General features: G+C 61.6%; 22 protein-coding genes. 1 reads left to right on the forward strand and 21 read right to left on the reverse strand.

Features of this window, described 5'->3' with window-relative positions:
• Window positions 1-9: 9 nt before the first annotated feature.
• The 11 genes from WBN73_RS07335 to WBN73_RS07385 all read right to left on the reverse strand — a co-directional run bounded on the left by WBN73_RS07335 (window position 10) and on the right by WBN73_RS07385 (window position 8411).
• The gene (locus WBN73_RS07335) at window positions 10-1200 is read right to left on the reverse strand and encodes a YcaO-like family protein (RefSeq protein WP_337339959.1); all 1191 of its coding nucleotides are present in this window, start codon (window positions 1198-1200) and stop codon (window positions 10-12) included.
• Window positions 1197-2015: a daptide-type RiPP biosynthesis methyltransferase gene (gene mpaM, locus WBN73_RS07340; protein ID WP_207594907.1), complete on the reverse strand. Its 819-nt coding sequence runs from the start codon at window positions 2013-2015 to the stop codon at window positions 1197-1199. Before mpaM ends, WBN73_RS07335 begins: the two co-directional genes overlap by 4 nt.
• 83 nt (window positions 2016-2098) lie before the next feature.
• Window positions 2099-2236 (reverse strand): daptide-type RiPP, encoded by a 138-nt coding sequence (locus WBN73_RS07345; RefSeq protein ID WP_157731903.1) that lies wholly within the window; start codon window positions 2234-2236, stop codon window positions 2099-2101.
• Window positions 2237-2278: 42 nt separating this feature from the next.
• On the reverse strand, window positions 2279-2404 hold the full coding sequence (locus tag WBN73_RS07350) for a daptide-type RiPP (protein WP_278251939.1): 126 nt from the start codon (window positions 2402-2404) through the stop codon (window positions 2279-2281).
• 49 nt (window positions 2405-2453) lie between these two features.
• Window positions 2454-2597 (reverse strand): daptide-type RiPP, encoded by a 144-nt coding sequence (locus WBN73_RS07355; protein WP_207594909.1) that lies wholly within the window; start codon window positions 2595-2597, stop codon window positions 2454-2456.
• 4 nt (window positions 2598-2601) lie between these two features.
• Entirely contained in the window at window positions 2602-3816 is a 1215-nt protein-coding gene (gene mpaC, locus WBN73_RS07360; RefSeq protein ID WP_337339958.1) for a daptide-type RiPP biosynthesis dehydogenase, read from the reverse strand.
• Window positions 3813-5102, reverse strand: coding sequence for a daptide-type RiPP biosynthesis aminotransferase (gene mpaD, locus WBN73_RS07365; protein ID WP_337339957.1), 1290 nt, complete (start codon window positions 5100-5102; stop codon window positions 3813-3815). The genes mpaC and mpaD overlap by 4 nt, the downstream gene beginning before the upstream one ends.
• Window positions 5102-6124: a daptide biosynthesis RiPP recognition protein gene (mpaB, locus tag WBN73_RS07370; protein ID WP_337339956.1), complete on the reverse strand. Its 1023-nt coding sequence runs from the start codon at window positions 6122-6124 to the stop codon at window positions 5102-5104. Before mpaB ends, mpaD begins: the two co-directional genes overlap by 1 nt.
• A 227-nt stretch (window positions 6125-6351) precedes the next feature.
• Window positions 6352-6879 (reverse strand): hypothetical protein, encoded by a 528-nt coding sequence (locus tag WBN73_RS07375; RefSeq protein WP_337339955.1) that lies wholly within the window; start codon window positions 6877-6879, stop codon window positions 6352-6354.
• Window positions 6880-6979: 100 nt separating this feature from the next.
• The gene (locus tag WBN73_RS07380) at window positions 6980-7837 is read right to left on the reverse strand and encodes a TY-Chap domain-containing protein (protein WP_337339954.1); all 858 of its coding nucleotides are present in this window, start codon (window positions 7835-7837) and stop codon (window positions 6980-6982) included.
• Between the two features lie 79 nt (window positions 7838-7916).
• Window positions 7917-8411, reverse strand: coding sequence for a DUF6301 family protein (locus WBN73_RS07385; RefSeq protein ID WP_337339953.1), 495 nt, complete (start codon window positions 8409-8411; stop codon window positions 7917-7919).
• A 145-nt stretch (window positions 8412-8556) separates the two neighbouring features.
• Between WBN73_RS07385 and WBN73_RS07390 the strand changes: the two genes are divergently transcribed.
• A complete protein-coding gene (locus WBN73_RS07390; RefSeq protein WP_337339952.1) occupies window positions 8557-9132 on the forward strand; it encodes a hypothetical protein in 576 nt (191 codons plus the stop codon).
• Between the two features lie 116 nt (window positions 9133-9248).
• Here WBN73_RS07390 and WBN73_RS07395 read toward each other — a convergent pair whose 3' ends face one another.
• From WBN73_RS07395 to WBN73_RS07440, 10 genes are all read right to left on the reverse strand, one after another.
• Window positions 9249-9548 carry a hypothetical protein gene (locus WBN73_RS07395; protein ID WP_337339951.1) on the reverse strand — a complete coding sequence of 100 codons (300 nt, stop codon included), beginning with the start codon at window positions 9546-9548 and terminating at the stop codon, window positions 9249-9251.
• A gap of 174 nt (window positions 9549-9722) precedes the next feature.
• A complete protein-coding gene (locus WBN73_RS07400; protein WP_337339950.1) occupies window positions 9723-10175 on the reverse strand; it encodes a hypothetical protein in 453 nt (150 codons plus the stop codon).
• Between the two features lie 153 nt (window positions 10176-10328).
• Window positions 10329-10742 (reverse strand): hypothetical protein, encoded by a 414-nt coding sequence (locus WBN73_RS07405; RefSeq protein ID WP_337339949.1) that lies wholly within the window; start codon window positions 10740-10742, stop codon window positions 10329-10331.
• Between the two features lie 675 nt (window positions 10743-11417).
• Window positions 11418-12167 carry a ThuA domain-containing protein gene (locus WBN73_RS07410; RefSeq protein WP_337339948.1) on the reverse strand — a complete coding sequence of 250 codons (750 nt, stop codon included), beginning with the start codon at window positions 12165-12167 and terminating at the stop codon, window positions 11418-11420.
• 1 nt (window position 12168) lies between these two features.
• A complete protein-coding gene (locus WBN73_RS07415; RefSeq protein WP_018778751.1) occupies window positions 12169-13272 on the reverse strand; it encodes a Gfo/Idh/MocA family protein in 1104 nt (367 codons plus the stop codon).
• A 66-nt stretch (window positions 13273-13338) separates the two neighbouring features.
• A complete protein-coding gene (locus WBN73_RS07420) occupies window positions 13339-14238 on the reverse strand; it encodes a carbohydrate ABC transporter permease (protein ID WP_337339947.1) in 900 nt (299 codons plus the stop codon).
• Window positions 14235-15176, reverse strand: a complete 942-nt coding sequence (locus WBN73_RS07425) for a carbohydrate ABC transporter permease (protein ID WP_337339946.1) — start codon at window positions 15174-15176, stop codon at window positions 14235-14237. Before WBN73_RS07425 ends, WBN73_RS07420 begins: the two co-directional genes overlap by 4 nt.
• Before the next feature lie 2 nt (window positions 15177-15178).
• The gene (locus tag WBN73_RS07430; RefSeq protein WP_337339945.1) at window positions 15179-16486 is read right to left on the reverse strand and encodes an ABC transporter substrate-binding protein; all 1308 of its coding nucleotides are present in this window, start codon (window positions 16484-16486) and stop codon (window positions 15179-15181) included.
• A gap of 200 nt (window positions 16487-16686) precedes the next feature.
• Entirely contained in the window at window positions 16687-17682 is a 996-nt protein-coding gene (locus tag WBN73_RS07435) for a LacI family DNA-binding transcriptional regulator (protein WP_337339944.1), read from the reverse strand.
• Window positions 17683-18294: 612 nt separating this feature from the next.
• Complete coding sequence (locus tag WBN73_RS07440) at window positions 18295-19152, reverse strand: hypothetical protein (protein WP_337339943.1); 858 nt, start codon at window positions 19150-19152, stop codon at window positions 18295-18297.
• Between the last annotated feature and the right edge of the window lie 424 nt (window positions 19153-19576).

Raw genomic sequence — 19576 nt, forward strand, 5'->3', positions numbered from 1 at the left:
TGAGCCTGCTCATATCAGCGGGTGCGGGGTTGAGATATGGCCGGGCAGAAACAGTCGTTTGGTTTCGTCCATGGTGAGGGGGACTGTGCCGGGGCAGATCGCTTTTCCGGCCACCCAACCCATGTCCTGGATCGCTTCGGGCAGCCTGTGGGTGAGGCTCACCCAGTGCGTTTGGATGTCCCTTCCCGCGAGGTATCGCACCAAGGTTTCAACGTCCGGCGTGGGTTGGATGTCGGGGAGAACCACCGGCTGGAAGGACTGGACCCACCGAAGCAACCCGTCAATGGGGGCCGGCGTCGTCCAGAAGTCGGCACGGGAATCGTCATCCGTCACCGCCTCGGGAGACCGCGGACGGGAACGGGTTTGAAACAGCTCCCGGATTTGGAGGCCTTCCTGAAGTGCTCCACGCAACGCGGACACAGGATGGGCGGCCGCTTTGAGCCCTACCGCACCAAAGTGCGCCTCGTCGGCAATCACGCACACCGCCGTAACCAGCGGGCTGCCCTGCTGCGGGATGAAAGCCAACAACGGTTCGACGCCGGCAGACCTCGCCGCGTCAAGGAGCAACAGGAAGCTCCGCGCCTCCTGGGTGGACCGCACAGCGTCGGGCAGGGACGCCACATCGAAGCTGAACAAGGGTGTCCGCTGGTGCCATGCGGCCAGGAACGCATCCCGTTCCAGCACTTCCCCGATGCCCGCAATCTGCGCAAAGACCTCCGATGGACCCGATGCTGCACCATTGGGAGACGGATCGAAGAAGCGGTCCCACGGATTCGCCTCCATGTGTCCGGGGCAGTAATCCACTACCGGCGCCGGAACATGCGAGGCCTTTCCGGTGAGCAGGTTGGTGGCCCGGTACCAAGGAAATTCGTAGGCGAGCGCTGATGGTCTCCCAAGCGCCGCCGAGATGAAGTCGATCCGCGGGTCCGCACCCCCTGTCCGGACAAGAAGGTGCTCGGAATCCGCGGGCGCGGGAGCCAGCGCAAACCGTTCCACAGCTTCTCCCGCACCCCGGGTGATTGAGTCGCGTTTCCTCACATCAAAAGCGCCGACGGCGGAGGCGAACCCTGCTTGCGATGCCCGCCCATGTGCCAACACACCGGCGGTTCGCCACAGCCCAACCTCGTTGGGCACGTACACCCCCGATTCGGACACCAGGCCCAGCGACGGATCGAGGGTCCGTACAGGATCGATGCTCATACGCCGCACACCCACAACTCAATGTCGTCCAGGCCAGGGGTGCGTGTGGCGATGCGGACCGGCCTGCGTTCCAGGATGGTCAAGCCCTCAGCAGTGATTTCCTCTTCGATGAGGCTGTTGCTGACGAACGCGATGTCGCTGGCGTACGCCGAAGACCGGTACGTGCCGCCCTCACCGAAACTGACGTGGATCATGGTGACGTGGCGGGCACCGTTGGCTGGGTCGCGGCTTTCCGTGGTGATCAGGAACGAGTCCTTGCCCAACGGCGAAACTGTTGTGCCGCCGTCGTTGTCTTCTGACGCATGGTGGCTGTCCGCGTTCAGGACCGTGAGAAGGAAACGACCCTCCGGCGCCAGACAGCCGCGGACCCTGCGGAACAACGCACGCCTGCCAACCGGGTCAAGGAGGGTGATGGAACTGGCACCGAGAACCACGCAGCCGTATCCGTCGCCGAGCTCAAAGCCGGACATGTCAGCCTCCACCATGTCCACCGCCACACTGCGCGGGTTGAAGGCCTGCATTTCCACCTTGGTCTTGAGCAAGGCCAGCATTTCCCGGGAAGAGTCGACCGCGGTCAGCGGACGTCCCAAAGTGAGGAGGGGACGGGTAATCCGTCCGGAACCGGCAGCCAACTCAAGGATGGGCCCCGCGGTTTTGCGCGCCGCGGTGAGGATCTCGGGCAGTTCCGTCAGGTCGTTGGCGGTGACAAGGTCATAGAGGCGGGAACCTGAAACGCTGTACAGATCCTCCGGCGGATCCACATGGCCCAGGATCCGCAGAACGGCGTCGGCGGTCTTATCTTTTGCGGTGTTCATCAGCTCGTGTTCTCCGGGAGGTTGAGAGTGGTCCGGGGATGCACGCGGGTGGGACGGAACGTGGCACCACCCGCATGCACCGGCTATGTGGCGGCGATTCCGACGACGATGCCGGCGATGATGATGACGTCACCAACCCGGATGTACCACGGCGTATCGTCCGGGGTGTCGAGGTTCTCCAGCTCTTCGATGGACAGCTGGAGCGTCGAGTTTGCGATCATTGGTTCCTCCTTCCTTGTTGTTGTGAATGCTGCAGACGGGCACTACGTGATGCTGACGGCGATGATGCCGATGGCGACTCCCTGGGAGACCCCGATGAACCAGTTCTGGAAGTCGGGGGTGTCCAGCGACTCGATCTCCTGGATGTAGATGTTGAGCTGTTTTTGCATTCGCGTTCACCTCCCTTCGCTGCTGCTGTGGTGGCGGACAGGCGGGAGATCAGGTGATGGCGACGGCAATTCCTACCAATGCCAGTCCCGCTGAAATGCCCTTGATTCGTTCGTCCCAGTCATCCGGAACGTCCATGGGCTCCAGCTCCTGGATGTGGAGGTCCAGGCTCTCGAGCGTGTTGGTGCTGTTCATGTGTTCACCCCCTCTCCCCTGCCTCTCGTAGATTGCCCGTGGGGCCTGGCAAGATGTGGGATCCTCCCGCAGCGGCGCTGAGGATGTGCTGGATCTGTGCGGCGTCGATGCCTCGAAGCATCGGAAGCCCGCCGCCCCAGTTGCGGATGCAGGCGTCTGTGGTGCGGACCAGGATTTCCTCGGTGATGGATGGGAGCCCCGTGACGCCCCACTGCCACATCAACTCGTCAATACCCCGCCCAGGATCGGGATCCAGTGAAGGTTCCGTTGCCGTCACCATGTTCCAGAGGTGCTTGAGCCGTGTGGAATCGCCCCACCCTGCGGCGCCCTCACCGATTTCTCTCCAGATAGGGCCAATCACCGAGGCCGTTGCCGTCATTTTCCGCGCGCCCGTGACGTAGGAGAGCTCGTTCGCCACGTACCAGTGCTTGGCGCCGTAAGGGTTGCGCCCCATCAGTGCCCAGCCGGTGTGCGTTTCCATGCTCAGGCGGGCGGCGGCCAGCCTCAGCTCCTGAGCATCCTTGCAGGACAGTTGCTGCCCCAGCTGCACTATCCGTTGGATGAGTGCATGGCCGTCGTCGTCGAAGATGCTGTGGTGGCTGCCAATCATGGTCCCGGCCACGCGCAGGAACGCTTCAAGCAGCCCCTCGTAAACCAGCCGTTTGGGCAGGGTGGCGAGGTGTCCGGCGTCGAGCAGTGCAGCGTCACCTGTCAGGTGCCGCGAGACAATCAAACGGCGTCCGACGGCGGTGTCCAGGCACGCTACGGCGCTGACTTCGGCGCCGGTCCCCACGGTGGACGGCATCAGAATGGTCTTGGGACGTTCCTTGGGGTTGGTCACCGGCGGGAGGACCAGGAGGCCTGAGCGTTTGGCATGGCGTTCGGCGAAGATGGCCAGGCTCGGATCCGCTGTGAACAGCGCGGCGAGCTTGACCGCGTCCAGGACTGAGCCTCCGCCGAGCCCCGCAACGGTCTGAAGTCCGTTTTCGCGGATGAAGCTACCCACCGTCCGGACGGTTTCCACGGTCACTGGCGTCGCGTGCAGGTCCAGGACCGGTGCACCGTTGAGTTGGCCGGCCAACAGCTTGTCCCGGTGTCCTCCCAGGTGGCTGTCCACCACCAATCCCGTCCGTCCGCGGGTCAGGCCGCCGATGTACTTGGAGGCCGTGCCGTCGTCGAGGATGACACAGCGGGTCCGCCACATGTGGTCCGCGATCATGCGAAGACCCCATCCTTTTCGGCAGCGGCCAGGCCAGTGCGGATGGCCTGGCGCAGTTCCTCGAAGTTCTCCTCCGTATAGATGAGTGCGGGCAGGAGTTGGATTCGTCCCGGCCCGGCTTGCACGATTGCCCCGGCGTCGTGGATGCGCCGTACTACGGCAAGGACGCCGTTTGATGAAAGGGGTGTTCCGTTGCGGGACAGCATTTTGATGGCCCTCATGCAGCCGCGACCCGTGGAATTGCCTATGCCTCTAGTGTTTTGCAGGTCCTCGATGAGGTTGCTGAGGCCAGAGGACACCTGCTTGGTCAGCGTGTTGTGGTCCAGTCTTTTCATCTCGGCGATGGTGCTGATGATCGCCGCGCACGTTGCCGGTGTGCCTGCCTGTGTTTCCCCGTGAACGAAGACGGATTCGTTCTTATCGAAAGCTTCTGTCACCCGCTGTGCGATCAGGAGGGCGGCGCAGGCGCTGGTGCCGTTGGTCAGTCCCTTGGACGTAACGATGACGTCTGGTTGCTGAGGCCACGCGTCGGAGGCGAACCAGCCATCTACTCTCCCGAAGCCGGTGGCTACCTCGTCGGCCACCACGAGAAAGCCGTGCTGGTCCCGGTATTTGATGACCGCTTCGATGAAAGCGTCAGGGACCGCTTCCGCGCCTGATCCAAGGACGGGCTCCATGATGACCGCTGCAATCCTGGAGCCTTCCCTGCGCATGAGCTGCGCCAGTTCCACACCGTCGTCGTCAAAGCTGATGTGCCGGATACTCCGCCGGTCCACTCCGTACACGGCTTGTCCCAGTTCATCGCCGCTCAGGGCCTGGCTTCCATACGTCAGCCCGTGATAACTGCCCTTCAGCCCGACGACAAGTTTCCGTTCAGGCTGCCCGTCAAGGACGAAGTACTGGCGTGCCAGCTTCATCACGGCATCGTTGGCAGCGCCTCCGGAGGTAGAGAAGAGGACGCGGTGGAAGCTGTGGGACGGCAGGTTCACCAAGGCTTTGGAAGCTTCAATGGCCGCGCGGTGAGCCGTGCGAAAGAGCGGAAGGTAGGACGCCTTGTGGAGTTCCTTGGCTACGGCCCCAGCGATGTTCCCGTTTCCGTAGCCCAGGTTGGTGTTCCAGAGCCCGCTCTTGGCGCAGAGGCGTTGCCGTCCGTCGTCGAAGGTGACATGGACTCCGTTGGCACTGACCGCTGTATGGCTTTCCCCTGCGAAGTCGTGCTGGGAGACGAGTGGTACCCACAGCGGGAGTTGTGTCCTGGGGGTGGGAAGGATCGGCACGACGGTCATCAGCGTGCACCAATAATGTCGATACCGAGTTGCCCAAACCGGTCCAGGACAGCATGGGCGGCTTCCTCGGCGAGCGCAGCTGAAACTTTGATGGCCGGCGCCGCTGCGATGGCAGCCACCCTGACGTCGCGAAGGTTGGAAACGGCTTCGATAATGGCTGCGGCGTCCGGGCCGATCTTGAAGAGACGCCCGGTCTGGGCGTCCAGAAGGGTATGGTCATTCCCCCGCTTCAGGATGAAGGGAGCATGCGCTGACGGCAGACCGTCCCTCAGCGCTGCGCCGTAGAGGCTGGCTCCGAATCCCACCAGCCTGGTGGCGGCACGGTCCTCGCGGGCTACGAACTTCCAGGCGTCCAACGCGGCCAGGTAGCGGGCAATCCACGGTTTGGCGGCCAGCGACTCGTAGATGTCCCAGGGGTAGTAGGCCGCGGCAACGGCGGACTCCGGCCGGAGGGCGATGGACCTGATCCGCAAGTCAGCGAGAGCGTCCCCAACCGTGCCGATCTTGGTTCCGTAGGGTCCGCTGAGAACGGATCCACCCCACGTGATGTGGAGCCTGGCCAGAAGGAGATTGTCCTTTGGCGCCCCGCTCAGCAGTCCCCGCTCAGCCAGCACCGCATTGACCTCGGTAAGTTGCTGGACGAAGTGGCCTGTTCGGCAGGCTTCCTCGGCGTCGTCGAAGAAGGCCTGCCAGTCCTCTTTGGTGGTGATCCTGACTACCGTCACACCCACAAGGTTCACGAACGGGATGGCCACATAGTCCTGGATTTCCAGGCTCAGCGTGCCGTCCACCAGGAGTTCTTCTCCTGCGACATCGAAGGATCCCGTGACGGGCACAATGCTCGGGTCCGTGTTTTTCCCGTTGAGGACCAAAATGGTGGAGTCCTCGCCGGCCAGCGTCTTCGCGTAGCCGGTATGGTCAGGATTCTCGACAAAAATGACGTGGCCCGGGATACGCCCGGGAATGCCGGTGATCCACTGATCCACAGCGGCGGCAATGCTCTGTTGCTGACTCAGCTTCAATGACCCAACCCCCAATAGTTGTGCACTCTTCTTCGGAGCGGCCCCGACAAAATTTCGGGTGCTCGTTCTGAGAAGGACACTATGGGCGGGCCGAAGGGCCACAGGGCGGAAAGCGGAAACTAGGTGGTGAATCGGCTGAAATTAGGGGTGTTTTGGGGGCGTCTAGGTGGTGGTTGGGGGTGGCCTAGGTGTTGGGAGAAATGGGGTCGCATCCCAAAAGATGGGGCTCAGTGCCCGGGCATCTCCAGGCAGCCGCCGTCCATAATGCTGCCGCCGGTAGAAATGTCGACCTTGCCGTCGGGCGCCACGTATCCGAAGAGGCATCCGCCCTGCGGCGACGCTGCCCCGAACCGCACACCATTTCCGTTGTCATCCGTCTGCACCGCGTCCGTAAGTCCAACAGAGCCGAACGCTTCCACTACGGCAGTTGCGGTGGTGGGCTCGCTGAGTGATTCAAGTGCCTTTCGAGCGGGTTCAAGATGGGAATTGAGATGTTCCCGCATGTCCGGCGTCAGGGCTCTTCGCTGGCGGTACAGCTCGTTCGCCGCCATGGCCGCTTCAGGATCCACCAACACACAGTCCTCCGTAGCCACCGGGATTCCCTCCACAGAGCGACACACTTGCGGAGGCGTGCTTGGTGTCGGAGCATCAGTCGGCGCCGTGCTCACCCCTGCCGGAATCGCACAGCTGGTGGTCCCCAGGATGGCTGCCATGATCAAGCAAGACAGCAGTGTTTCGCGTAATTTCTTCCCCATCCAAGGACCCTACGGGACTGGCACGGTTCGGACCAGTCAATTCATCCATCGATTTTATATTTATGCAGAATTATCCCGCTCAGGCGGGCATTTTTACCTTTCACTTGGGTCGGCTCCGTCGGAGTCCAAGAGCTGGCAACTCCACCACCGGAGCGCCCCTGTCCATTCGTTCCACCCTCTCGGCGGACCACGTTTCCCCTTCGGGCATCCGCTCGGCCTCACGCCATGCCCTATAGCTAAGCTCATCGGGGCTTGCCACGCCGTAAGCGTCACGCAGGGCGGCCACACAGCGCTCCGCGAATGCTCCGTATTCTGTCGTCAGCGCTGGAAGGGCAAGCGACGAAGCCCAGTTCGGCTGTGCAATGCCCGGCCTCCTCCATCCGGCGTCACTCAGTACCGACTCCTTCGCATCGGCGGCGACATCCGCGGCGGGGGCCTCGGCGTCCAGCCGGTCGGCCTCCCTCGCGAATTGGACATACTTCTTTGGGTCCACGTCTGAGGCGATGATAAGGATGAGCCGTTCCGAGGTCTTGCGGAACGTGTCCACGAGCCGGTCCCGGAAGTCGTTCCAGTTGGGCGTCCCGTCGTTGCTCGGCTTCGTCGCCCATGGCACGGCGATGGGAGTTCGAGTGGTGGCGATATGGAGGTCAGGGTCGTCCAAGGGGATGGTCTTCCTGTACTCACCACGATCCACCTGTCCGAACCCCTCAGCAAGTGACCTCGAGTCGCTCGTCCAGGCCATGACCGGCCCTTCCGGGGATTGGACCTCAAAGGTGATGCCTCGGTAGGTGGCGTGATATTCGAGTCTGAAGCACTCCAACTCCAACGGATCACCTATGGCAATTCGCCGCAGATACCGGCCATACTCATCTCTGGCGAAGCCCACAATTCGCTCTTTCGTCCAGAGCTCCCATCCCTGGCCCTTCCTAGACAGCCGAACCTCGACGCCGTCGTACACGGCATAGGTCCCCGCGGCCAGAGACGTCGACGCCGGACGGTTGGGGAAGCGGGACTGGCGCCTTTTGGCGCTGGCCACGTCAGTCCCCCAGCTTCCGGTCGATCTCAACGCCCTGGGGAGTCTGGAACATCGCACTGAGACTCTTCGGGTTGCAGTTCAAGATGATGCGGGCACCCGTGGGGAGATTCCAGCTTGCTGAGTCCGCGCCGTCGGGCTTCCGCATCGTTGGCTTTCCCCAACGCTGCTGGCCTTCACGCACCATGAACGCAAAATTGTCGGCAAGGAATTCGGTGGATTCGGGCGTGATCCGGCGGATCACGTCTGAAACCCGTAGGTTGATGTAACTCAGGGGGCCCTTGCTGCCTATCGTCGATACGTCCGGAATGGTGAATCCTGAAACCGTATTCATCAGATAGGAAACGCCGTCCTCCACCTCTATAGTCCAGCCGAAACGCTCGACGGCGAGGCTCTGCACTTCGTCTTCCGACAGCGGCCAGTCAGCGGCAGCCCAGAAGTCCATAAGGTCGCAGACCTCGGCTGGGGACATGGCTTTCCACGTCACTGGTTCTGTCATTTGTTCCCCCCAATGCACGGGCCTCAGATGGTTACTCTGGGCATTTCTCCTCAGTGTAAAAGGCGAGGCCGACAGTTAATGACACGTAACTATCAATTTTCCGGCCCTCCGCGAGGACGGTACAGCCGCCAAGTAGCATCCCCCTATGGAATCCTTCACCTGGGCAAAAGCCAGTACTGACCACCCGGAGCAAACCAAGGTAGCTGTCCTGCTGCCCGGTTCCGGATATCCAGTAGAAGGACCCGTTCTCTTCTGGATCGGTGAAATGCTGGGAGCCATGGGCTGGCATGTGCAGGCTGTCCGGTGGACCTCTGACGATTCACCCAGTACTGACCCACACGAATTTGCGGCCAACGCCGCCAGGCGGGCCTTTGCTGTCGCACCCGACGCCGATCAACGATTGATTGTCGCCAAGTCATTCAGCACTTTGTGTATCCCGTGGGCCGAGGAAGCCCGCATCCCAGGGATCTGGCTGACACCTCTGCTCACGGATGAGAAGGTCAGAAGCACCATCAGTGCATCGTCAAAGGACGACCTGTTTATCGGTGGTTCCCAGGACAAGCTGTGGGACGGTGGACGTAGGTCAGAAACTGCCGGCATGTTCTTTGAGGTGCCGGGCGCCGATCACTCCTTGCAGATCCCCAAAGATTGGCGCACCTCTCAGAAAGTTCAAGCCGAAGTGTTCACGCGGGTCGAGGCATTCATCGGGGAACGTCCATGACAATTCCGTACCAATAATGCTGCGTTTGGGACACGGGAGAGGCCTTAACAGCCATCCCGCTACAGACGAGTACTGGCACCTCTGCTCGGCGATTACTTCCCAAAATCACCCCCGGGTTATGCAAGGGGGGTGCCATCTGGCCGAAGTCCTCGGTTGAGGTTTTCCTTGTCCTGTTGTTCGGAACGCTTTAGGGCGGGAAGTCGGGACGCTGCGATAGCCACCGGGATGCACATGGCAACAAACAGGGCAGCCAAAATGAGCACGGGAACCGCGTCGCCAAATGAAGGCCGCGTTGTCAGCGCGAAAACGACGAAGGCAATAACAAGGGGAACGTTCCAGACCAGGGGCTTGAAGACATTGAGGTACGCCTCAATTGTCCGCTTGCTGCGTGGGAAATTATCGTCGCTCTCATTCACGGCTATCTCCCTCCACGTCGTTTCAGGTCATCCGGATCTCTCCCAGTGCCGGGTAGGTGAACATGGTATGCCCCCCTTCTGGAACTTACGAGAAAGGGATCCCCTAATGGCACGGTTCCTGAACGGCGTAATGGATTTCCGGCCGCGCAAAAAACATGTCCGTTAGACGATCCCTCAGCGCACGCTGGACTCGAAATCCGATGCCAAGTTCGCCCCGCTGACGGATCGAGTTCCTAGCCATCCGTGAAGTATGAGCACAAGCGCGGCACCTGACAGCAACCCGTCAGCGATTCCGGCGGGCAAGAGGAAAATCATGAGCACGAGCGTGACTACGCAGTTGACGAGTGACAGTGCCAGGCCCCAAAGGCGGCCTCTCCAGAGGGCAATGCCCCCAGTCACCCGGAGCGCAGCGAAGACTCCACTCATCGTCATCATGAGATAGAGGTTGTCCTGCAGGTATGGCAGGGCGAATATATGTGCGTTCCGGGTAATGACATCCTGGGTGACCCCTAGGGCCAGGAGCACTAAGAGTCCGATGAACACCAGGCCCTCCATCAGGACACCCTGTGCGATAAGCAACCCTGCTGCACCGCGGAGCTCTCTGGTCGACCGTGATGGCTTTTGCACTGCAGGAGTCTATCAGCGCCCTATTCGGGTACTTCCGAAGCGCTGCGCCACCGACCCCAATCTTTAGGGTTGAGGCTGCCCGCCTTCTCCAACCGGTTCGTCAGGGCGAAGGTCCCAAGGCAGCGCCCCTTGGGATCAGGTGTGGGTATCCACCTAGCCGCCCGCCAGCCGCCCCTCCTGATGCTGCCGCCAGGACATCAATGCGAGCGCGTACAACAGGCCGCGGGCCACGCCGAACAACCAAGGGAATGGCAGGTCGAAGCCTATCCAGAACACTGCTTCCACAGGCAGGAGGACTAGCCCAAGAACCAGCCCGGACTTGCGCCCCCTCCACGCCAGCCAAGCCGCCCACGACGCAACCAGCACAACACCCAGGAACGCAATGAGCAGCGCCACGAAGGTCCAGCTTTGCATGCCGTCCCACGGACCCGCGTACATCGGGAACAGGTCCATGAACATCGGCAGGTACCCGTTCTGTAGGAGGTAGATGCCGACTGGAATAGCGGGAATCCCGAAAGCTGCGGCATAGATCCATGTCAGCACGGCCGCCATACGCGCTTTCCGCATAGCCTTCCTCGTTTCGGCCCGCCCCATGCATTTCCGGCTGCCAGTGGAGCCGATTACAACCAGTGTGGAGCAGGGCGCTCCTCGACGGAAGCGGGCAGCGATTTCGATCTTAGGAACCCAGGGCAAAATCCTGTACGTCCATTGATTGATGTCGGATTATTGAATTTCATACCGCCCGAACTGGCTCGGAGTCGAGGGATAGGGAAAGTGTTCGCATGAAAGAAAGCCGTTCCAGCCGAGCCACGGAGGATATCGCTGTCGCCCAACTTGCCGGCTCATTCGTCGCCTATGCTCTTATGCTGTTGGCGTTCCTTGTCCTCCTCATATTCCGACCCAGTGCCTACGACCCGAGTACCTACTGGGCCATGGCACTCATGGCGTTCCTCTTCGTTACCGCACTACTCATCGTCATAGTACGAGGCGTGCGAGGCCTGAAACTCCTCAACGCATCGGTGAAGGAGGACCGCCGACGTAGCGCCGCGGGGCTCCCATTGGAGCGGGAAGACCCGCAAAGACCAGAAACAAGGTCCAGCCCCGGGGCGGAATAGTTATGCCAATGCTCTATCTCCCGGGAGCTGGGCACATCCATCGAAAGACGGAACCGCCGTCGCCATGCTCCTGTTCCTCGCGGACTCTTCGACGGCAGCCAGCGAGATAAAAGGAAGCCCTCGCGGCCTACGACCCCTCGAACCACCCCCGCGCAGGGTTGGATACCTCGGGCGCCTCGCGGAAGACACCAGGCTGGGCAACCCACCCGACACCGTTGGCTATGACCTTCTGGATCTGCGGCTGGTGGTACACCGGGTATTCCTGATCGCCGGGGCTGAAGTAGAAGATCCGGCCCTTGCCGCGGGAGAACGTCACACCTGAGCGGAAAACCTCTCCCCCGGTAAACGAGCTGATGAAGATCAGGTCATCGGGCTCCGGAATATCGAACAGTTCGCCGTACATTTCCTGCTGCGGAATCACAATGGGGCTTTCAATCCCGGCCGCGATCGGGTGCGACGGCTTGACCGTCCACACGAGTTCGCGTTCGCCCTCGTTGCGCCACTTCAGCGAGCACGTGGTCCCCAACAATCGAGTGAAGATCTTGGCGAAGTGCCCGGAATGGAGCACCACCAGTCCCATGCCACCCAAGACGTGGCGCTGCACGCGCTCCACCACTTCGTCAGCAACCTCCCCATGCGCAATGTGCCCCCACCACAGCAGCACGTCGGTCTGCTCCAGCACCTCTTCAGAAAGTCCGTGTTCGGGATCGGCGAGTGTCGCCGTCGTGATTTCGGAGTCCGGGTAGAAACCGCGCAGCCCGGCGGCGATGGCGCCGTGGATCCCTTCGGGGTACATCTCGCCGATCGTGGCGGGCTCGTTGCGGGCCTCGTGCACGCCTTCGTTCCAGACGACAATCTTCAGTTTTGAATCAGACATTTCAGAGCACCACTTCACGTTGTTCGAGGGCGGATTTGTAGCAGGCATCAAGCACCAGGGCCCGGCTGAGGGCAAGCGAACCGTCGTGGCTTCCCCACACAGTCTCGCCACCGCGGACGGCGGCAATGAAATCGTCGACGACGGCCTGGTGGGCTCGCCCGGGCTCGGCCACCACCTCGAAGTCGGCGTTTTCGCCGTCCTTCTCGGTGAAGACATGAACGTCCGCCACCGGGTTCTCGGAGGCGCCGACCGAGCGCAAGTCCGCTCCGCCGTCGGTCCCGTAAACGGTGAAGTCCATCAGGTCCCGCTCGTCGCGGTAGGTGGCCCAGCCCGCTTCCAGGATCAAAGTACCGCCGCCTTCCAGCCGGATGAACGCCGAAGCGAAGTCTTCCACTTCAAACTTATGACTCGAGTTCGAAGCTGTGTAGCGGGCGTTTCCGCCGAGGCCGCGCGGGCCGAGTTCGGAGTGGGTCGACGCGGAAACGGCCAGCACCTTGGGCTCGCCGAGGAGGTGCAGCGAGTAGTCCAGGACGTGCACGCCGATGTCAGCCAGCGGACCACCGCCGGCGAGTTCCGGGTTGGTGAACCAACTGCCCAGCATCGGAATGCCCTGCCTGCGGAGCCAGGATGCCTTGGCGTAGTACGGGCGACCCAGCGTCCCGGCGTCGATCACTTCCTTGAGCGCCTGGATGTCGCCGCGGCGGCGGTGGTTGAACGCCACGTCCAGGACACGGCCTGCTTTGCGGGCGGCGTCCACCATCTGTTGACCTTCGACGGCGTTGCGCGCCAAGGGCTTTTCGCTCAGCACATGCAGTCCCCGCTCTAGCGAGGCAATGGCGATCGGTGCGTGCAGGAACGTCGGCACGGCGACGCTGACGGCGTCGAGACCTTCGAGCTCGATCATGTCTTCCCAGCGGGCGAAGGCATGGGGAATGCTGTACTCCTCCTTCAGCTGGGCAAGGAGGTCAGCTTCCATGCCCGCGACGGCGACAATTTCGACGCCGTCGATATTGCTGTACGCCTTGAGGTGCTGCTGGCCGGCCCAACCGATGCCCACAACTCCCACTTTGAGGGTTGTGGACGGGGCCTGCTGCTGAATGCTCACGTTGTTCCTGTTCTTTCGGGGGGTTTCTTAGAGTCTGTGAGGGGTTTGGGGACTTCGTGACGGGCGTTAGCCCTTGACGGCACCGGCCGTCATGCCGGAAACGATGCGCTTCTGGCACACGAGCACGAGGATCACGAGCGGGACGGTGATGATCACCGACGCGGCGCTGATGGTGCCGAGGGGTTGGTCGAACTCGCTGGTGCCGCTGAAGAATGCAATTGCGACTGGCACGGGTCGGGCTTCCGGTGAGGTGGTCAGCGTGACGGCCAGGAGGAATTCGTTCCACACCGAGATGAACACCAGGATCGCCGTCGTCGCCAGACCGGGGACGGCCAGCGGCAGGATCACCTTGCGGAAGGCCACAAACGGTGTGGCGCCGTCCATGTACGCGGATTCCTCCAGCTCACGCGGGATCTCCTTGAAGAACGACGTCAGTGTGTAAATCGCCAGCGGCAACGCGAAGGTCAGCTTCGGAATGATGAGGCCCAGCAAGGTGTCGTACAGGCCGATTTCGCGCCAGATGGAGAACATCGGAGCCGCGATGGCGATAGCCGGAAACGTGGTGACCGAGAGGATGAGCGTCAGGATCATCGCCTTGCGGCGCATCTTCAGCCTGGCCAACGCATAGGCGGCGAAGGACGCGAACACCAGCGCCACTGTTGTAGTCACGACGGCGATGATCACCGAGTTGCGCAAGGCCAGGAGGAACTCGGGGTTCTGGAAGACCACCATATAGTTCTCGAGGGTCGGCTGGCTCGGGAAGAGCTCGCCTTGGGACAGGCTCGCGCCCTTCTTAAGGGAGGTGTTGACCAGCCAGTAGAACGGGATGAGCGAGAAAGCCATGACGGCCACCACGAACACCCAGACCAGGGGATGCAGTTTCGATTCCCCACGCAACCGACGCTTCGGCGCCTTGGGGCGCGTGGCGAGTTCCGCCGTCGGGCGTTCTGCAGTTAGCGTGCTCATTGTTCCTCCTTCGCGACGTCGCGGATGTTGCCGCCGGCGAAGCGGACGTAGATGACCGAGACCACCATGACGGTGAGGAAGGTCAGGATGGACAGCGCCGATCCTTCGCCCACCAGCCGGTTTTCGCGCAGTTGGGTGTAGGCGAGCATGGACATGGATTCGGTGCCGTTGGCGCCGCGGGTGAGGACGAACGGCAGGTCGAAGACGCGGAGGGCATCCATGGTGCGGAAGATCGCGGCGAGGACGATCGCCGGACGCAGGAGCGGCAGGGTGATGTTGACGAAGGTCTGCCATTTGCTGGCGCCGTCGAGTTCCGCAGCCTCGTACGTTTCGGCGGAGATGACCTGCAGGCCAGCCAGGATGATGAGCGCCGCGAACGGGGTCGTTTTCCAGACGTCGGCCATGACGATCACGGCCATCGCATAGCCGTGCTCACCGAGCCACACGACGTCGCCGCCCGGCAGGCCCAGCGTGGAGAGGACGTTGGTGACCAGTCCCATGTTGGGCTGGAACATCGTTTGCCAGGTGATGGCGCTGACCACGGTGATGATCGCGTACGGCAGCAGCACCACGGTGCGCAGAACAGCGCGGCCCTTGAACGCGAGGTTGAGCAGGAGCGCCATGGCCGTACCGAGAATGAGTTCCAGGCTGACGGAGAGGCCTGCGAAGAGGAACGTCTGGCCGAACGCCGCCCACCACTCTTGGCTAGCCAGGGCGTTGATGTAGTTTTCCAGACCGACAAAGCGGGACAGGCCGGCGGTGCGGACGCTGTACTGGTTCAGCGAGAGCCAGATCGCGTAGCCGATGGGGACCGCCGCAACCAGCGCCATGATGACCAGCGATGGGGCGGTCATGCGGAACGCGAGCTTGCGTTCGGCGCGGTCGCGGCCGCTTGTTTTTGCTGGGCCGCGGCTTGGTGAGATTGTTCTGATGGCCATGGCTAGAAGCTCGCCTTGGCGGTGGTGATTTCCTCGGCCATCTTCTGCACGGCTTCCTCGGTGGAGGCGGTGCCCGAGAGGACGGCGTAGACGTTCTTGTAGATCGCCTGGCTGATCTGCGGGTAGACCGGGGAGATCGGGCGTGGCTTGGCACCCTTCACGGAGGCGAGGAGTTCCGCGGCGAACGGCATCTTCTGGAGAACCGCCGGGTCAGAGTAGGCAGCTTCGTTGACCGGGGCCTGGGAGTAGTCCATGGCTACGTGCTTCTGCCAGTCCGGGGTGGTGGCGAAGTCGATGAACGCGACAGCTCCGGCCTGGTTGGTGGAGTGGGCCGAGATCGAGAGGTTCCAGCCGCCCAGCACGCCGGAGGCCTTGCCGCCTTCCCATGCCGGCAGCGGCGCCACCGCAAAGCTGGACGCCAGAGGTGTCGCGTTGAGCAGGCGGTAGACGTGCGGCCAGTTGCGCTGGTATCCGAAGTCGCCGGACTCGTAGGCGAGGCGGGCCGGGTCTTCGTTGTAGGTGAGGACGGCGCGGTCGGCTGAGCCGTTCTTTAGTCCGTCGCTCATGAAGTTCAGGACGTCGCGGGTCTCCTTGGAGTCGATTTTGACGTCGCCTTGGTCGTTGAGGACTTCGCCGCCTGCGCTGTAGAGCATTTCGAGGAAGTTCACCGTGAGGCCCTCGTACTGCTTGCCTTGGTAGACGTAGCCGTTGCCGGGGGCCTTGGCGGCTTCCGCGTAGAGCTGCTGCCAGGACTCGGGCTTGGCCACCTTGTCCTTCTGGTAGTAGATCAACCCGGCGTTGGTGAAGAACGGTGAGCCCCAGTACTTGTCCTGGTACTTGGTGGTTTCCACTGTGGAGGGAATGAGCCGGTCCTTGTTGGCTTCCACCAGCTTGGTTTGGTCCAGCAGCCAGCCCTGGGACGCGAACTCGGAGGTCCAGATGACGTCTGTGACGAAGAGGTCGCACTCAGTGGACTTGCCCTCGAGCCGCTGCACGATCTGCGTGCGGGCTTCGTCCGTGGTGGCGCCGATCTCGGTGTACTTGGCCGTGACCTTACCGTTCGCCTTCGTGAACGCCTCCGCTGTGCCCTTGTAGATACCGCTCGCGTCCTTGACGCCGCAGATGTTCACGGCGCCGCTGGCATTAGCGCCCGACGCCGGATCGGCAGCTGCCGCTTGCTCGGCACCTTGGGGTTCGGCTCCCCCGCCGCACGCACTGAGGAGGAGGGCTGCTGCGATTGCGGTCGCCGCGACGGCTTTGCGGTTTCTGGCTTTGTTCTGGAGCGGGAGAGCATGTCGGTTCAAGTCCACAAGTGGCTCCTTTGGTGGCTGTGGGTGGGTGGCGTTCAGTGCGCGTTTGGGCTGTCCCGCGTGCTGAGGGTGGCTTCTTTGCCGGTGGTGCTTGTGATCCGTGGAATCGATTCCAAATGCGCTAAAAAGAATCGACCTTTCGGCCGTGGAATCGATTCCAAAATAGTGTGACAGGGACCACTGAGGGCTGTCAACCCCCTTTATTTCGTGGAGTCTCGTATGACGAGTTCGTGCGGGAGAAAGGTTCTTCCCTTGCGATGGGAGCCCTCGACGGTCATCCTGTCCAGAAGTTCAGCGAAGGCGACCCGACCCATTTCGTAGGCCGGCTGGCGGACCGTGGTCAGCTCGGGGACGCACATTTCTGCTTGGGCCGAGTCGTCGAACCCGGCCACGGCGATGTCTTGGGGAACTCTCAGCCCGGCGTCGGTGAGTTCCCGGACGCAGCCGGCGGCCACCACGTCGGTTCCGCAGAAGACTGCGTCCGGAAGGTGTTTTGCTTTCAGGAGCTTCTTCGTGAGACTACGGCCAGCGTGGAATCCGAAGTTGCCTTCGCCGAGCAGCATCTGGTCTGGCTCTAAGCCCGACTCTTTGAGGGCTTGGCGGAAGCCTTCTTCGCGCAGCCGGCCGGAGCGGGCACCCCTGTGTGCGAGCATGGCCAGCTTCTTGGCGCCCGTGTCGATCAGGTGCTTGGTGATGTCGTAGGCGGCTTGGCGGTCGTCGATAGACACTCCGAATGCTGCCTCGGCATCGACAATTTCACAGACCTGGACGACGCTCATTTGTTCGGCGACGGTGTTGACGTCCTCGTCCGGCATCGTCGGCGAAAAGATCACCAATCCGTCTACGGAGCCGTTGCGCAGCATATCGACTAGTTGCTGTTCGCGGTCGAGGTCTCCGTCGGTGGCTGCGATGAGGCTGACGTAGCCGGAGTCCGCGGCGGCGTCGCCGACACCGCGGAACACTTCACTGATTACAAGGGAGTCCAAGTTCTTGGCCAAGGCCAGGACTCGCATGGTCCGGTCTCTTCGGAGATCCCGCGCTGATGCAAGCGGCCGATAGCTGAGCTCATTTATGGCGGCGTTGACCTTCTCCTTAGCCGCCTCACTGACAGCAGGGCTCCCGTTCAAGACACGCGAAACCGTCCCCACGGACACACCAGCAGTCCTGGCGACGTCCTGCACTGTCGGCCGAGCCATTTAGATTGTCCCTTCCGCGAGCGATTCTGCGGCTTCTGCACAATTGCCGTGGCATGCCCAGCGGCGCTCCTCAGCTTAGCCGGAGTATGGAAACCGGCAATGCCCGACGATCAGTCGCAATTCGACCGCTGACGCGATCGGGGCGATCGGTCGCAGGTGAACCGACCCGTTGACGGGCTCGCGCCCCGTCAGAACAGCGACATAAAGAATGAACAAACCTCCCACAATCTCGCTAAAGGCGCGAACTCATCAACATTGAGAAAATCGAAATGAGACAGTCTGCTTGGACGGCGCGACCCCGGCACAGAGCCTTACGGATTGACCGAAGCCTTTACGAGAGGGGTCGAATTATAAGGATTCTTTTACGCGACGCCCGAGTACCAAGCAATGACTTCCGCAGTGAGACATGCACGGCGGCAACTATCGCCTCATACTGAAGAACCAGCTCAGCGCGCCGATAGCGGATGTTATGTCGTGGTGTACTGTGGGTATCTCATCCGATTAATCAATTCGCCCTTTCCCTGATCCTGTCGGGATCTGGAATCGCCCCTTCGCTGAGCGGAATTCTGGCATCCTGGCGGTCTCGTCCGGAGTTGCTGCCGGCAACCTCGATCAGGGGTTCACGAGATCCGTTTCTTGCAAATGACGGACGTCCCAGCCATCAGCTTCGCGCCACCGGTAGACCGTGACGTCATTGCTAATGAAGTGTCGACCGATCCAAACCTCGTCGACAAGTCCTACGTTCCGGACAGTTCCGCCAAGGAGCCCATTATCCAACCTACGTGTGATGTCGAAGTGGCTCTCGACATCTAACCAGAGGAATAGCACACGGCGATTCGCCAGGGCCCGCCCTATTTTCTGAACATCCGACAAGTGTTTACCGGCTAACTGTTCTGACACGAATGTCGAGACGTACTCGGGATCCGTCGGATCCCACGAGAACCCGTCGTCAATCTTAGCCAGAGTGCAGTGGCCTGCCGGGAGGGTTGGCACCACCTCTGCAGAAATCACCCCAGCTGCGCGCATTGCCACTAGCGTGCTGTACCAAACCGGACGATCCGCTTCGGAGCTAAATAAATGCTGTTGCAAGCTCACCGAATCGACCGAAGGCACCGTCAGGCGCTCAAGCTCCGCGAGCCAAGTCTCCAGCTGCTGACGGATTTCTCGCGCGTTTCCTCCACTAGAGACCGCGACCAACCAACCCTGCTTTAGACCGTCAAAGTCGGCGGCCAGATTCGGAAAGTGGTAATTGAATTGCGCACTGTCTCGGAGCGTGTCGGTCTCAGCAATTGTCGTAACCTCGACTGCAACTGTTGTCGTTCCATCGGACAGATCGAAGTCATGGGTTCCTGAAGGTGCACCGTCGACGTCTCTGGGAGTGATTTCCCATCGCGCGGCGCCGTACACGGCGCGCACTGCTTGAGCGGCACGAAGTTCACGAACGTCGAGAGCAGAATTTCCCTTGGCCATACCGCAGATTAGCAGACCTTTCCCTAGACTCTGAGCTCCGCAGGCGGCACCCTCTTGCGTTACTCCACCAACGACATCGGACAGTGACGAGGCCCGGGAGACCAACAAAGTGTCTAACGCCTCCTTGACGCCGGTCCCGTCACCACGTGGGAGTAAGCACGCCGCCCAGTTCAACGGCCGAACAGACCTGTTGATGGACGATCAGATCCACTGCGCAAAACTGCGAGCATAAGCGATCCCCAAAAGTGCCGTCAGGACGGTGTCCTAGGCACCCCTCCCTATCTCACCGTTCGGACGGTCCGCACATACCGGGCCGAGACGCCTCGATCAGCCCTCTACCCGGCCCTCAGTTTGAACCACTAGGCCTTCGTACTGCTGCGAGGATGGCGAGTCTCACTGCGATCGGAGATCACCGAGGTTACGA

Source organism: Paenarthrobacter sp. CCNWLY172, from assembly GCF_037402035.1.
Classification (GTDB): Bacteria; Actinomycetota; Actinomycetes; order Actinomycetales; family Micrococcaceae; genus Arthrobacter.

Excerpts from the sequence above, each read along its gene's own strand:
- WBN73_RS07335 (WP_337339959.1), bottom strand. The coding sequence starts at position 1,200 with ATGAGCATCGATCCTGTACGGACCCTCGATCCGTCGCTGGGCCTGGTG.
- mpaM (WP_207594907.1), bottom strand. The coding sequence starts at position 2,015 with ATGAACACCGCAAAAGATAAGACCGCCGACGCCGTTCTGCGGATCCTG.
- WBN73_RS07345 (WP_157731903.1), bottom strand. The coding sequence starts at position 2,236 with ATGATCGCAAACTCGACGCTCCAGCTGTCCATCGAAGAGCTGGAGAAC.
- WBN73_RS07350 (WP_278251939.1), bottom strand. The coding sequence starts at position 2,404 with ATGCAAAAACAGCTCAACATCTACATCCAGGAGATCGAGTCGCTGGAC.
- WBN73_RS07355 (WP_207594909.1), bottom strand. The coding sequence starts at position 2,597 with ATGAACAGCACCAACACGCTCGAGAGCCTGGACCTCCACATCCAGGAG.
- mpaC (WP_337339958.1), bottom strand. The coding sequence starts at position 3,816 with ATGATCGCGGACCACATGTGGCGGACCCGCTGTGTCATCCTCGACGAC.
- mpaD (WP_337339957.1), bottom strand. The coding sequence starts at position 5,102 with ATGACCGTCGTGCCGATCCTTCCCACCCCCAGGACACAACTCCCGCTG.
- WBN73_RS07375 (WP_337339955.1), bottom strand. The coding sequence starts at position 6,879 with ATGGGGAAGAAATTACGCGAAACACTGCTGTCTTGCTTGATCATGGCA.
- WBN73_RS07385 (WP_337339953.1), bottom strand. The coding sequence starts at position 8,411 with ATGACAGAACCAGTGACGTGGAAAGCCATGTCCCCAGCCGAGGTCTGC.
- WBN73_RS07390 (WP_337339952.1), top strand. The coding sequence starts at position 8,557 with ATGGAATCCTTCACCTGGGCAAAAGCCAGTACTGACCACCCGGAGCAA.
- WBN73_RS07405 (WP_337339949.1), bottom strand. The coding sequence starts at position 10,742 with ATGCGGAAAGCGCGTATGGCGGCCGTGCTGACATGGATCTATGCCGCA.
- WBN73_RS07410 (WP_337339948.1), bottom strand. The coding sequence starts at position 12,167 with ATGTCTGATTCAAAACTGAAGATTGTCGTCTGGAACGAAGGCGTGCAC.
- WBN73_RS07420 (WP_337339947.1), bottom strand. The coding sequence starts at position 14,238 with ATGAGCACGCTAACTGCAGAACGCCCGACGGCGGAACTCGCCACGCGC.
- WBN73_RS07425 (WP_337339946.1), bottom strand. The coding sequence starts at position 15,176 with ATGGCCATCAGAACAATCTCACCAAGCCGCGGCCCAGCAAAAACAAGC.
- WBN73_RS07435 (WP_337339944.1), bottom strand. The coding sequence starts at position 17,682 with ATGGCTCGGCCGACAGTGCAGGACGTCGCCAGGACTGCTGGTGTGTCC.
- WBN73_RS07440 (WP_337339943.1), bottom strand. The coding sequence starts at position 19,152 with ATGGCCAAGGGAAATTCTGCTCTCGACGTTCGTGAACTTCGTGCCGCT.